Annotated in this window: 11 protein-coding genes; 8 read left to right on the top strand and 3 right to left on the bottom strand. The window is 73.2% G+C overall.

The annotated features are described in order from the left end of the window. Positions 1-49: 49 nt before the first annotated feature. On the top strand, positions 50-922 hold the full coding sequence (locus ABD944_RS21825) for a TIGR03619 family F420-dependent LLM class oxidoreductase (RefSeq protein ID WP_345179243.1): 873 nt from the start codon (positions 50-52) through the stop codon (positions 920-922). Further along, complete coding sequence (locus ABD944_RS21820) at positions 919-1,413, top strand: nuclear transport factor 2 family protein (RefSeq protein WP_345179241.1); 495 nt, start codon at positions 919-921, stop codon at positions 1,411-1,413. Before ABD944_RS21825 ends, ABD944_RS21820 begins: the two co-directional genes overlap by 4 nt. 25 nt (positions 1,414-1,438) lie before the next feature. On the opposite strand, the gene ABD944_RS21815 is transcribed toward ABD944_RS21820, so the two are convergent. Continuing rightward, the gene (locus ABD944_RS21815) at positions 1,439-2,239 is read right to left on the bottom strand and encodes a maleylpyruvate isomerase family mycothiol-dependent enzyme (protein WP_345179239.1); all 801 of its coding nucleotides are present in this window, start codon (positions 2,237-2,239) and stop codon (positions 1,439-1,441) included. Between the two features lie 79 nt (positions 2,240-2,318). Beyond that, on the bottom strand, positions 2,319-3,230 hold the full coding sequence (locus ABD944_RS21810) for an SGNH/GDSL hydrolase family protein (RefSeq protein ID WP_345179237.1): 912 nt from the start codon (positions 3,228-3,230) through the stop codon (positions 2,319-2,321). A gap of 98 nt (positions 3,231-3,328) precedes the next feature. Between ABD944_RS21810 and ABD944_RS21805 the strand changes: the two genes are divergently transcribed. From ABD944_RS21805 to ABD944_RS21795, 3 genes are all read left to right on the top strand, one after another. After that, complete coding sequence (locus ABD944_RS21805) at positions 3,329-4,525, top strand: PucR family transcriptional regulator (RefSeq protein WP_345179236.1); 1,197 nt, start codon at positions 3,329-3,331, stop codon at positions 4,523-4,525. Between the two features lie 85 nt (positions 4,526-4,610). After that, positions 4,611-5,897: an FxsB family cyclophane-forming radical SAM/SPASM peptide maturase gene (locus ABD944_RS21800; protein ID WP_345179233.1), complete on the top strand. Its 1,287-nt coding sequence runs from the start codon at positions 4,611-4,613 to the stop codon at positions 5,895-5,897. Beyond that, entirely contained in the window at positions 5,894-7,204 is a 1,311-nt protein-coding gene (locus ABD944_RS21795) for an HEXXH motif domain-containing protein (RefSeq protein WP_345179231.1), read from the top strand. Before ABD944_RS21800 ends, ABD944_RS21795 begins: the two co-directional genes overlap by 4 nt. On the opposite strand, the gene fxsT is transcribed toward ABD944_RS21795, so the two are convergent. Continuing rightward, positions 7,201-9,711 carry an FxSxx-COOH system tetratricopeptide repeat protein gene (gene fxsT / locus ABD944_RS21790; RefSeq protein WP_345179229.1) on the bottom strand — a complete coding sequence of 837 codons (2,511 nt, stop codon included), beginning with the start codon at positions 9,709-9,711 and terminating at the stop codon, positions 7,201-7,203. The two genes, ABD944_RS21795 and fxsT, sit on opposite strands and share 4 nt — an antisense overlap. Before the next feature lie 329 nt (positions 9,712-10,040). On the opposite strand from fxsT, the gene ABD944_RS21785 reads away from it, so the two are divergent. The 3 genes from ABD944_RS21785 to ABD944_RS21775 form a co-directional block, all read left to right on the top strand. Then, on the top strand, positions 10,041-10,211 hold the full coding sequence (locus tag ABD944_RS21785) for an FXSXX-COOH protein (RefSeq protein WP_345179226.1): 171 nt from the start codon (positions 10,041-10,043) through the stop codon (positions 10,209-10,211). Between the two features lie 517 nt (positions 10,212-10,728). Further along, positions 10,729-12,123 carry an MFS transporter gene (locus ABD944_RS21780; protein WP_345179225.1) on the top strand — a complete coding sequence of 465 codons (1,395 nt, stop codon included), beginning with the start codon at positions 10,729-10,731 and terminating at the stop codon, positions 12,121-12,123. A gap of 61 nt (positions 12,124-12,184) precedes the next feature. Further along, a partial coding sequence (locus ABD944_RS21775) for an effector-associated domain 2-containing protein (protein ID WP_345179223.1) occupies positions 12,185-12,825 on the top strand: 641 nt, incomplete at its 3' end.

Below are 12,825 nucleotides of genomic sequence, written 5' to 3'. Positions count from 1 at the left end.
GGACCGGCCACCGTGATAGAACGTTTTTCCACCAACGAGGGGAGCAGCGATGCGTGTCGGGATCGTCACGCCGGTGGTGGCGCAGCCGCCCGGCCATGCCGCCTGGGAGCGCGGCGCGGGCATCGAGGAGATCGCCCTGATCGCCGGGGCCGCCGACCGGCTCGGCTACCACCACCTGACGTGCAGCGAGCACGTCGCCGTCCCGGCCGAGGCCGCCGAGCAGCGCGGCGGCGTCTACTGGGACCCGCTCGCGACCTTCGGGCACCTCGCCGCCCGCACGTCCCGGATCCGGCTCGCCACGCAGGTGCTCGTGCTCGGCTACCACCACCCGCTCGCCATCGCCAAGCGCTACGGCACGCTCGACCGGGTCAGCGGCGGGCGGCTCACGCTCGGCCTCGGCGTCGGCAGCCTGGAGGAGGAGTTCGACCTGCTCGGCGCGCCGTTCGCCGGCCGCGGCTCCCGCGCCGACGACGCGCTGGCGGCGCTGCGCGCCTCCCTGTCGCGGCGCACGCCGGAGTACCGCGGCGAGCACTACGCCTACTCCGGGCTCGTCGTGGAGCCGCACGCCGTCCAGGACCGCGTCCCGCTGTGGATCGGCGGCCGCTCGGGCCGCTCGCTGCGCCGCGCGCTGGACGCCGACGGCTGGGTGCCGTTCGGCCTGCCGCTGCGCACGCTCGCGGAGATGCTCGCGGACGCCGACGTGCCGCCCGGCTTCGACGTGGTCCTCGCGCCGTCCCGCCCGCTGGACCCGATCGGCGCCCCGGAGGCGGCCGGGACGGCGCTCGCCCGGCTGCGCGAGGCGGGCGCCACGATCGCCGGCGTCCGGATGGAGTCGGAGTCGGCGGAGCACTACTGCGAGCAGCTCGCCGCCCTGCGCGGGCTGGCCGCCGGCTACGGCCTGGTCTTCGGGGAGGAGCGGTGAGCGTCGAAGCCCGGCTGGCCGCCCTCGAGGAGCGGCTGCGCGCCCTGGAGGACGAGCGGGAGATCACCCGGCTGATCCTGTCCTACGGGCCGCTGGTCGACAGCGGCTCCGCGGCCGAGGTCGCCGGGCTCTGGGAGCCGGACGGCGTCTACGACGTGGACGAGCTGATGATGACCGGGCACCCGGAGATCGAGGCGATGGTCCGCTCGGCGAACCACCAGCGGTGGATCTCCGGCGGCTGCGCGCACGTCGTCGGCCCGCCGCACGTCACGCTCTCCGGCGACGAGGCCACCGCCGTCGGCTACACCCTCATGATCGTCAAGCGGCCGGACGGCTTCGTGCTGCGCCGCGCCACCGCCAACCACTGGCGGCTGCGCCGCACCCCGTCCGGCTGGCGCGCCGTGACCCGCGTCAACCGCGTCCTCGACGGCCGCGAGGAGTCCCCCGACCTGCTCGCCTCCCACTTCCCGGACGCCGTCCGGCACCGCTGAGAGCCCGCGGACCGGGGGCGGCGGCTCAGGGGGTGACGCCCATGGTGGCGAGGATCCCGCCGGCCAGCTCCCCGTCGCCCTCGGCGCGGACGGCGACGTCGCCCGCCGCGCAGCGTCCGGCGGTCAGCCGGACGTAGGTCTCCCAGTCCATGGCGATCCTCGCCGACGGGGACGCCGGGACGTCGGACCACGCGCCGCGGCCGTCGTCGCCGACCGTGACGGCGACCTCGAAGTCGGGCGGGCCGGAGATCGTGAGGACGGCGCTGCGACCGGGCGCGCCCTTCGCCGCCCGCGCCACGATGCGGGGCAGGGGGCGGCTCAGCAGTTCCCAGAAGCACCGCGCCGCGGGGGCGTCGAGGTTGCCGGGGCGGCCGACCGCCCGGCGGACGTCCTGCTCATGGGTCCAGCAGTCCATGGCGCGGAACTTCATGAACCGCGTGTAGGGGCCCTCCCTGCCGTCCGGGCACATCAGGACGCGGTCGGGGTCCTCGCCGGCCAGCTGCACGAGGCGGCGTTCGAGCGCGTCCGCCAGTTCCGCCGCGACCTGCGGGCCGGGGACCGGCCGCCGCGCGTGCACCGCCAGCTCGGTGTAGCGGGCGAAGTCGTTGCGGAGGTGCTCGAACTCGGGCAGCTCGACGGGCGGGGCGGGATCGCCGAGCAGGTCGCGCTCCACGCCGGCGAGGTGGGAGAACTGGTCCTTGACCGTCCAGCCGGGACACTCGGTCGGCCGGTCCCAGTCGTCGTCGCCCAGCGTCCCGGCGAGCGCGAGCGTCGAGCGGATCGTCTGCTCGTACGCGGCGGTGTTGGCGCGCATCTGCTCGTTCATGATCACCCCTCCGTCGGCGCCACGAAGCTTACGGCCCGTCCCGGCCCGGAGGTCTGGCCGGGACGGGCCATCAGCGGGCTCAGGCGCCGAGGACGCCGCCGATGACGGCGGCGTACGCGGCCTCGCCCGCCGCGTTCGGGTGCAGGGGCGCGGCGGAGTGGACGGGGACGTAGCCCTCGACCCAGCGCTGGGACGCCGACTGGCACGCGTCGTGGCCGGCGCTGGGCGTGACCAGGTCGATGTAGGTCCCGCCGTGCGCGGTCGTCTGCTGGCGGATCACGTCGTTCAGGGCGTTCACGGAGCCCTGGAGGAAGTTGGCGTCCGTGGGCAGCACGGGCTGGACGGGCCAGCAGCCGTTCCGCCTGACGTAGAGGCCGTAGCCGGTGACGACGATCCGGGCCTTCGGGGAGCGGGCGCGGATCCCGTCCAGGACGGCGGACAGCTTCGGGCCGAAGTCGCGGGTGCGCTGGGCCACCTGGTCCTCGAACTCGCCCTTGCACGGGGTGGCGGTGGGGTCGAGGGTGGCGCAGTCCTGGGCGATGCCGACCAGGCCGACGTCGTTGCCGCCGATGGTGAGGGTCACGAGCGCGGTGGACGCGGTGAGCGCGTCGAGCTGCGGCGGGACGGTCCCGGTGTCGACGCCGCCGACGCTGGTGCTCTGCGACTGGGTCATGTGGGTGGTCTTGGCGCCGCTGCAGGTGACGTCCCGGAGGGCGGCGCCCGTGCGGGAGGCCAGCACGTGCGCGTAGTTGCGGGTGGAGCGCCCGCAGCCGACCGGGCCGGTGATGTCCGGGATGAGCGGGCCGGACGCCATCGAGTCGCCGAGCGCGACGTACTCCACCGCGGCGGCCGCCGCGGGAACGGCCGTCCCGCCGAGCGCCGCGCCCGCCAGAACGAGCGCGCCGACCGCGCCCCCGGCGACTCGGCTCCTCGCGGCCCGGCCCCTGACGGCCCGGGGGGTGGACGGGCGGCCGTTGAACAGACGCTTCATGAGCTGACTCCCGGCGTCATGGACGATGTCGCCGTGATCGTCCAGAATCTGGACACGCCGTTCAATTGGCGCGAAAACAGACTCTTCCGGGAGCCGTTGTGACGCGGGACAAGACGCCGGCGCTGCGCGTGGCGGGCCGGCCGGTGGCGGCCCATCTGCGGGTCCGCGCGCCGCTGCTGACCCGCCGCGTCGTGGCGCGGCTGCTCGCCGAGCTGCCCGTCTACGCCGAGCTGCCGCAGGAGGAGGTCGCCGGGGACGTCGCCGGGATCGTCCAGCACAGCCTGCGGCAGTTCGCGGACGTCCTGGAGCAGCGCCGGCCCGCCCGCGCGGCCGACTTCGCCCGGCAGCGCGACTCGGCGGCGCTGCGGGCCGAGGAGGGCGTGCCGCTGGACGCGATCCTCGCCGCCTACCAGATCGGGGCGGCCATGGCCTGGGAGGACCTGACCGCCGGGGCCGAGCCGGACGACCTGCCCGCCTTCCAGGAGGCGCTCGGCTACTTCCTCGACTTCCAGCGGCTGCTGACCTCCGCCGTCAGCGCCGCCTACCTGGAGGTGCGGCAGATCCTCGACAGCCAGGAGCACGGCGGCCGGCACGCCCTGATGACCGCGCTGCTGGCGGGGGACACCGCGGGGCACCGCCCGGCGCCCCGCTACGCCGTCCTGGCGCTGGCGTTCGGCCCGCATCCGGACGAGGCCGGGTCGGGCCAGCGCGCCCGGATCGCGGCCCGCCGCAAGATCCGCCGCGTCCGGACCGCGCTGGACGCCGTCGCCGACGAGCCCGCCCTCACCGCCCTGGACGCCTCGGGAGGGACGGCCCTGCTCCCCTTCTCCGCCGGGTGGGAGACCCTGCACGACCTGGTCGCGGGCGCGGCGAAGGCGGCCGACATCGAGGTGACGGCCGCCGCGGAGATCACCGGGCCGGCGGGCGTCCCGGGCGCCGTCGCCCAGACCGGCGAGATCATGGACCTGGTCCGCCGGGCGGGCCGCCCGCCCGGCCTGTACCGGCTCGCCGACGTCCTGCTGGACTACCAGCTGAGCCGTCCGAGCGGCGCGCTCGCCGCGCTCGCCGAACTGCTGGCGCCCCTGGACCTCAGGCCCGACCTGCTGCGCACGCTGGAGCGCTACCTGGCGCTCGACCTGGACCGCCGCGCGACCGGCGCGGCCCTGCACGTCCACCCGAACACGGTCGCCTACCGGATTCGCCGCATCAGCGCCCTCACCGGCCTGGACCCGGCCCGCCCCGGCGACCTCCAGCTCCTGAACGCCGCCCTGATAGCCCGCCGCTCCCTGCGCTGACCCCTGCGCCGATCCGCCGCCGGGACCAATCCCGGACCGCGATTCCGTGATCATGATAATGCGTATATAAATGTATAAAGGGAACTTGATCCACTTGCGCGAACCCCGCTGGGAGTTGATCGGTGTGACCGTGGGGGCCGCCCGGACGTCCACCGAAGACGAATGGCCGGCCACCCTGAGCGTCCAGAGCCTGCTGGAGCAGGGGTGGCGGCCGACTCCGTTCCGCGAGTTCGTCCTGAAAGTCCACAGCAGATGCAACCTGGCCTGCGACTACTGCTACATGTACGAGATGGCGGACCAGAGCTGGCGGCGCCAGCCGCGCCGCATGTCGCGCGCCACCCTGGACCGCACGGCCGCCCGCATCGCCGAGCACGCGCGCTCCAATGACCTGTCCCGGATCGGCGTCGTCCTGCACGGCGGAGAACCGTTGCTCGCCGGTCCCGAGCACATCCGCTACGCGGTCGAGGCGGTCAATTCGGCCGTGGATTCCCGGACGTCGGTGAGTTTCCACTTGCAGACCAATGGCGTCCTCCTCGATTCGGTCTACCTGAAACTCTTTGACGAACTCGACATATACGCGAGCGTCAGCCTGGACGGCGACGAGGACGGCCACGACCGCCACCGCCGCCGCGCCAACGGCAGGGGAAGCCACGAGGAGGTCACGACCGGGCTGCACCGGCTGACGACGCCCGCGTACCGCCGGCTGTTCAGCGGCCTGCTGAGCACGATCGACCTGCGCAACGACCCCGTCGCCACCTACGAGGCGCTCCTCGCCCACCGCCCCCCGGCCGTCGACTTCCTGCTCCCGCACGGCAACTGGGACGCCCCGCCTCCGGGCCGCGGCGACGACGACGCGACGCCGTACGGCGACTGGCTCGTCGCGATCTTCGAACGCTGGTACCGCACCCCGGTGCGGGAGACCCGCGTCCGGCTGTTCGACGAGATCATCCGGCTGCTGCTCGGCCGCCCCTCGCGCAGCGAGACGATCGGGCTGTCGCCGGTCGCGGTCGCCGTGGTGGAGACCGACGGCTCCATCGAGCAGGTCGACACGCTCAAGTCCGCCTACGAGGGCGCCGCGCACACCGAACTGCACGTGGGCCGGGACACCTTCGACGCAGCCCTGATGCTCCCCGCGATGGCCGCGCGCCAGATCGGCCGCCGGGCACTCGCCGACGCGTGTACGGCCTGCCCCGTCCACCGCGTCTGCGGCGGCGGCCTCTACACCCACCGGTACCGCTCCGGCACCGGCTTCGCCAACCCGTCCGTCTACTGCCGCGACCTCTTCCGCCTGGTCACCCACGTGCGGGACGCGGTCTCGCAGGACGTCGAGGCGTACACGAGGAAGGTGTCGTCCCAGGAGGGAACCGGATGAGCCCGGGCGTCCACCGGATCCCCGAGAAGGTCTTCCTGGCGCTCGCCGCGGGCGAGGGCGGCCCGGCCGCGGTCGAACTCCTCCACAGAGCCCAGTACAGCAAGCGCCTCCTGCTGCTGCGGGGCGTGCGCGACGCGGGCGGGCCCCAGGCCGCGGAGGCCTACGACCTGCTCGGGCGCATCCAGCAGAGGGCCCCGCAGGCGGCCGAGGCCGTGCTGCGGCATCCGACCGTCGGCGAATGGGCCAGGCGCGCTCTCGCCGGCCCGTCCGGCGCGGAAGGCGGCGCCGCCCCGGGCGGCCTCGCCGCCCTCGCCGCCGGGGCGGCGGTCAAGGCGGGCCTTCCCTGCGAGATCGAGGTGCCGGCGCGCTCGGGCGCGATCGTCCTTCCCGGGCTGGGACGCGCCCTCGTCCCCGGCCGGAGGAGCGCGCTCGTCCGGTCCGGACCGGGCGGGGCGGAGGTCGTCGCCGGGAACCTGCGGATCGGGCTGCCGGCCGACGTCCACCGGGACGCGCCCGGCTGGGAGGCCCTGCGGAGGCTGACCGCCGAACACCGCGGCGCGCACGCCGGCTTCCTGCTCGACGACCACGACCCGGACCGCATGCCCGGAGCCGAGCGGCTCCCGCACCGCCTGAGCGGCGCCGAACTCGACCACTGGCAGACGGTCCTGGACGGCGCCTGGCGCATCCTGGTCGACCACCATCCGGGCGTCGCGGAGGACGTCGCGGCCTTCGTGTCCGTCCTGACCCCGCTCGTCGCCCCGGCACAGGGGCAGTCCAGCGCGACGCCCAGGCACGCTTTCGGCAGCATCGGCCTGTCCAGCCCGCCCGACGCCCGCTTCCTCGCGGTCACGCTGGCCCACGAGGTCCAGCACACCAAGCTCACCGGGCTTCTGGACGCCGTCCACCTCACCCGCCCCGACGACGGCACCACCTACTACGCGCCCTGGCGGGAGGATCCGAGGCCCGTCGCGGGGCTGCTCCAGGGCGCCTACGCCCACCTCGGCATCGCCAGGTTCTGGCGGGACCAGCGCCGGCACGAGACGGGCGAGGCCGCCCTTGAGGCCGAGAGCGACTTCGCGCGCTGGCGCGCCGCCACGGACCTCGTCATCCGCACCCTCGCCTCCAGCGGAGGGCTCACCGCCGAGGGCGAGGTGTTCGTCGGCGAGATGGGCCGGACCGTCCGGGCCTGGCTGGACGAGCCCGTCCCCTCCGAGGCCCTGCGCCGCGGCGGCGAGGCCGCGGGACGGCACCTGACCGCCTGGCGCCGCCGCAACCCCGGGCACCCCTCGCCCTCCGGCACCGCCTAGATCGGCGGCGGGTCGAAGTCGCAGTCGAGGTTGCGCCACTCCCCCGCGACGACGGCGTCCGGGTGCTCCAGGCCGAGCGTCCTGGCGTAGGCGCTCATCGTCTCCTCGTGCAGCCGGTCCGCCTCGTCCGCGTCACCGGACTCCCGCAGCGAGACCGCGAGGTTCGCGGCGCAGGCCAGGGTCATCGGGTGCTCGTCCCCGATCGCCGCGCGCAGCCGCCGCAGCGTCCCCCGGCCGAGCCTGCACGCCGACTCCACCTCGCCGAGCGCCAGCAGGTCGCTGGCCAGGTTGGTGGCCACGGTGAGCGAGTAGTGGTGGTCGCGTCCGAGCTTGACCTCCAGCCCCGCCAGCGCCTTCTCGTTGGACGCCCGCGCGGACGCCGCGTCGCCGCACACCCGGTGCAGCAGCGCCAGGTTCCCGCCGCAGCCGTGGTTGTAGGGGTGCTCGGGCCCGTAGGCCTTCGGATAGCGGACGACCGTGTCGGCCGCGAGTTCCAGGGCCGACTTCAGGTCCCCGGTGCAGCGCTGCCCGTTGGCCAGGCACATCGCCGCGGCCAGGGTGTCGGGGTGGTCCAGCCCGAACAGCCGCACGGAGCGCGCGTTGACCTCCTGCGCCACCTCCAGGGCCCTGTCCAGCTCGCCCGCGCGGCGCAGCGCGATCGAGAGGTCCTTGGCCACGCGCAGCGTCAGCGGGTGCTCGGCGCCGAGTTCGTCGACGCACTTGGCGTAGGCGTCCTCGCCCAGATCGCAGGCCTCGGAGTACTCGCCGCAGAGGCGCACCGCGCGCGCCAGGCCCCCGAGCGCGTTGCTGACGTTGACCGCGGTGCCCAGGGCGACGTCCCCGAACCTCAGGCAGACGGTCTCGTGGAGCTCCTTCGACTTGACGTAGTCGCTGTTCAGCCCGTGGTCGAGCGCCAGGTTGTGCATCACCCGCAGCGTGTCGGGCGCCGACTCGCCGAACGCCTCCGTGTGCCGTTCCAGGGAGCGCATGTCGTGGTCGCGGGCGTCCGAGAAGTCCCCGCGCGCCCGCAGGTCGGCGCCGAGCGAGTTCAGCAGTTGCAGGGTCATCCGGTGCTTGGGGCCGACCAGCGCCTCCGTCCGCTCCATGGCCTTCAGGTTCGACTCGTAGGCGGCGCCGTACTCCCCGAGGTCCCGCAGGATGTTGCCGAACTGGCGCTTGCCCTCCAGGAGGTCGATGTCGTCCTCCCCGGAGTCGGCCGCCCACTGGTCGAGGAGGCGTTCGATCAGGTGCTGCGCGAACGCGTAGTCGCCGGACAGCCGCAGGTAGCGGACGATGTTGAGGGCGAACTTGCGGACCTCGGGGTCGGTGCTCTCGGCGACGGCGGCGGGCTCCACGTGGCCGATCAGCTCCGAGTAGCGCCGCCAGCTCGCCGGCGACTCCGCGTCCTCGGGGGGCGTCGCGGCCACGAGGAGCATGTGCACCTCGCCGCGGAAGCGCGCCTGCTCCGCCGGGCTCAGCTCGTCGCGCAGCAGCGCCTGGATCAGCCGGTGCACCTGGACGGTCCGGCTCGGCGCGTCGATCTTCGCCAGCGCGTACCGGTTGACCTCCCCGAAGGCCCGCGCGAGGCGGATCGGGTTGCGCAGCAGCCCGGCCAGCGGCTGGCTGATCCCGGGCGGGGTCCGGGAGAACACCTCGCGCGGGATCGGCTCGGGGCCGAAGAACGCGCAGCAGCGCAGGAGCTCGACGGCTTCGGGCACCTTCTCGGCCAGGCTGTTCACCGACAGCCGCCACGCCGCCGTCATCGACACCGGGTACTCGGTCGGCTTGCCCTCGGCCAGCAGCTGGCTGGTGCACTCGTCGAGCAGCCGCAGGTACTCCGTGACGGACATGCCCGTCTCGGCCTGCAACGCCCCGGCCTGCTCCAGGGCGAGCGGCAGGTCCCCGAGCTCGTGGGCGAGGCGGTTCGCGTCCTCCTCGCCGATCGCGCGCGGGACGCGCTTGTTGAGGAACGCGACGCTCTCGTCGCGGCTGAACACGTTGACCTGGACGGTGTGGCCGACGCCCTCCCACCGCGGGTTGCGCGAGGTGACGAGGACGTGCCCCTGCCCCTGGCCCTGGGGCAGCAGGTCCTGGAGGTCCTCGGGCTGGTCGGCGTTGTCGAAGATGAGGAGCCAGCGGCGGTACGGCTCCCCGCGGCGCAGCGCTTCGAGGACGTCGTTGGCCGCGTCCTCGACGCCCCGGGCCGTGGCGGAGGTCAGGCCGAGCTTGGGCGCCAGCGATGCCAGCGCCGGCCGCACCAGGGACGGCTGGTCGGCCGGAACCCACCACACCACGTCGTAGTCCACGGCGAACCGGTGCGCGAACTCCACCGCCATCTGGGTCTTGCCCACGCCGCCGAGCCCGTGCAGGGCGTGCGGCAGCACGGCGGTGACCTGGCCGGAGATGCCTGCCTTCAGCTTGGTGAGCAGCTCCTCGCGTCCGGTGAAGTTCTTGTTCCGCGGCGGGATCTTGCCCCAGACCGCCGGGGCCGTCTCCGGGAACGACACGCGTCCACCTCGCATTCCGCCGATCACCACATGGCCAGATCGCTGCGCCGGCATGCGCACTTAGCTACCGTATTATCCCAATTCAGTCAGGGGGGGAATAGGTCACGCGTCACAGATCCGAACCACGCCCGTTTCTGCGGGCCCTCTTTTCGGTCTGGCTAATTCGCCTGTTTCGACTGCACTATAAAAGCGTCGACCGGCGGCCGGAACGGCAATGGTCAAAGCAGGATTCTTCTGTAATCATTGGAGTCAGCCGCCCATGCACGGACAATCCTGTACTGTGCGCCCGCCCACCCGCCAGGCGGCGTGACCCCGCCCGAGGAGAATCCATGCAGCAGGAACCCGCTCTCCACGGCGACCTGATCGACGTGTCCGGACTCTCGCTCCGCGAACTCGACGACGTGCTCGGCGAGTCGGCCATCGAACTGGCCCTGCGCGAGATCCTCGACCCCAGCCGCGGAGAGATCGCCTCCGCCGGCTTCGAGAGCAAGCTCGGCTGACCCCGCGGCCGCCGGCCCCCCGCGTCTCCCGGCGCGGGGCCGACCGGCGCACCCCCTGGTCCGGCATCCGCCGGTGCGGAGCACCGCGCGGGCCGCGGGCGGCCCGTCCTGTGCCGCCCCTCTGGCGGCGGAAGCGGGAAGCGCGTCCCGCACCGATCCCCACGATCGGCATACCGTCGTTCAAGAGTCGTACGAGACTCGCCCGCGGGAAGTCGTTTTTCGACAATCGACCCGTTTCTCGCCGCGATCTCCACTAGAGTCTGCCTGCGACCCCGGCACTACGGGGCCGCAGGCTTTCTTCTCGGTATGAACGCGCCCGGAGCTTTTCGACCGTTTTCCTTTCGCCGCTCATGCCGTCGGACGGAAAGCCATTCGGGCCGGCGCACCCATTGCCGCCGCCCGCTGGTCGGCGCCCGGTCGCACCTCGACCGAACCGGCCACCATCGGTTCCGGGAAGGATGCAACAGGTGGCCGCTTTCGACGGCGCGAGCGGGTCCACGTGAAACCACGAGCGTCCATGCCACGGGATTTCACCTTCCTGTGGAGCGGATCGGCCGCCTCCCAGCTCGGCACCATGAACGCGGCCATCGCGATCCCGCTGCTGGCGCTGTCGCTGACCCGCTCGCCGGTCTTCGCGGGCTGGGTCGCCGCGGCCGGGACGTTCCCCCGGCTCCTCCTCTACGTGCCCGCGGGCATGATCGCGGACCGCTTCGACCGCCGGCGCATCATGCTGACCTGCCAGTACACGCGGTTCGGCGTGTCGGTACTGCTGGCCGTCGGCCTCGCCCTGCACTACCACCCCGGCCTGCTCCTGGTCGGCGCGGCCGCGGCGGACGGCGCGCTCGCGGGCCTGTACAGCCTGGCCGAGGTCGCCGTCGTCAAGCGCGTCGTCCGCCCCGACCAGCTTCCCGAGGCGATGGCGAGAAACGAGGCAAGGGGGCATATCGCGCTGCTTCTCGGCCGCCCGCTCGGCGGATTCCTGTATGGCCTGGACAGGGCGCTGCCCTTCGCCGCCGACGCTCTCTCCTCCCTTTTCTCCGCCCTCACGCTGCACTGCGTGCGGGAGAAGAATTTCGCACCGGAGGAACAACGGGCCCCCGAACCCACCGATTTCGGAAAGTGCATTCGTTTCATCCTGGGCCACCCATTCCTGTGCATGGTGATCGCCGTGTGCGCGGTGACGAACTTCGCCTTCCAGATCATCTTTCTGAGGCTCGTGGTGCAGGCGGACCAGGAGTTCACCTCCACTTCGATGATCGGCATTCTCTTCGCGGCGTCCGGGCTCGGGGGCACGCTCGGCGCCGTCGCGGCGTCCCACCTTTCCCGGCGCTACCGCCTGGCCCAGGGCAACCGGCCGATGCGGCTGCTGTTCTGCTGCGTCTGGGGATGGTTCGCGATGACCGCGATCGTGACGGCCTACGACAGCCCGCTGGCCGGGCTCGCCGCCTGGGGCGGGATCAGCTTCATCGGCGCGCACATGAACGTGGCGCTCACCGTCTACCAGGCGACGTGGATCCCCGACGACATGCTGGCGCGGGTGGCCAGCATCAACAGCCTCGTCACGCAGAGCGCCGTCCCCCTGGGGTCGCTGTTCTCCGGCTACCTGCTCTCGCTGGTGGCGAGCACGAGGATCGCGACCGGGGTCGTCACCGCGATCACCCTGTGCGTCGCCGTGGTCAGCAGCTGCTGCCTCTGGTCGCTGCGGAAACGGCGGAACATCGGCTCCCAGCAGACGCTCAGGGGCGCGCTCGCCGAGGTGGTCGGGCCTCCGCTCCGCCGGTGCGCGGCGGCGGCCCGCGCGGTCCCGGGACGGGTCCGCTCCACGGCCCGGTCCGCGGACTCCGGTTCCGACACAGACCTTTATGACAATTCCACACCGCCGGAAATGCCCCAGGGGATCATTTCTCGCTGAACGCGTACGATATGCCCCACCGATGGGGGTCCCGGTGCGGTTTGGGTGTCGGAGGGGATGAGTGTCGGACGTGGCATGGTCGCTGCCTTTCGAAGACCAGTCCCGCCTCGTGCGGGCCCTGTGGGAACTGGAGACCGTGCGCAAGCGCACCTCCCGTGACCTCTGCGTCTCCCTTCTGGAACGGCGGCTGGGCCATCCCCTCCCGATCAGCCGGGACGACAAGGACATCACCGATGTCTGGCATCTCGTGGACGCGTGCCTGCCCTATCCCGGGGCGTTCCACGCGCTGGTCGAGATCGTCGAGGAGTTCCACCGCGGGAGCACGCCGATGGGGGAGCTCCGCGACCTCGTCGAGGAGCTGCTTCCCGAACCGCTGCTCAGCCCGAAGGAGCGCCGGGAACTCGACGGCCTCCTGCGGAGCCTGGGCGACCGCGTCTCCGAGGCCGTCGAGCCGGCCGCGATCCGGGCGCTCTACTGGAAGGTCGCCGGCCCCTCCGGCCCCGCCCTCGCCGCCGACCCGGGCGATCTGTGGAGCGTTCTGGGCAGGCTGGAGGACCTGACCTTCAGCGCCGAGGGCGTCCCGCCGCTCCTGGCCTTCGTCGAGGGGCTCGCCGCGCACGCGGCCGGACCCGCGGCCGCCGGCCTGCGCGCCTGGGCCGACCGGCTCGCGCACCGGCTGGGGGCGGCGCGCGGCCTCCCCCC

This window comes from Actinomadura verrucosospora, from assembly GCF_039540335.1.
In the GTDB taxonomy this organism is placed as follows: Bacteria; Actinomycetota; Actinomycetes; order Streptosporangiales; family Streptosporangiaceae; genus Spirillospora; species Spirillospora verrucosospora.
This window is presented reverse-complemented; position numbering and strand designations above follow the sequence as displayed.

What these genes read in the sequence shown, in the direction of transcription:
- ABD944_RS21810 (WP_345179237.1), bottom strand. Translation starts at nt 3,230, where the DNA reads ATGAAGCGTCTGTTCAACGGCCGCCCGTCCACCCCCCGGGCCGTCAGG.
- ABD944_RS21825 (WP_345179243.1), top strand. Translation starts at nt 50, where the DNA reads ATGCGTGTCGGGATCGTCACGCCGGTGGTGGCGCAGCCGCCCGGCCAT.
- ABD944_RS21780 (WP_345179225.1), top strand. Translation starts at nt 10,729, where the DNA reads ATGCCACGGGATTTCACCTTCCTGTGGAGCGGATCGGCCGCCTCCCAG.
- ABD944_RS21795 (WP_345179231.1), top strand. Translation starts at nt 5,894, where the DNA reads ATGAGCCCGGGCGTCCACCGGATCCCCGAGAAGGTCTTCCTGGCGCTC.
- ABD944_RS21785 (WP_345179226.1), top strand. Translation starts at nt 10,041, where the DNA reads ATGCAGCAGGAACCCGCTCTCCACGGCGACCTGATCGACGTGTCCGGA.
- ABD944_RS21815 (WP_345179239.1), bottom strand. Translation starts at nt 2,239, where the DNA reads ATGAACGAGCAGATGCGCGCCAACACCGCCGCGTACGAGCAGACGATC.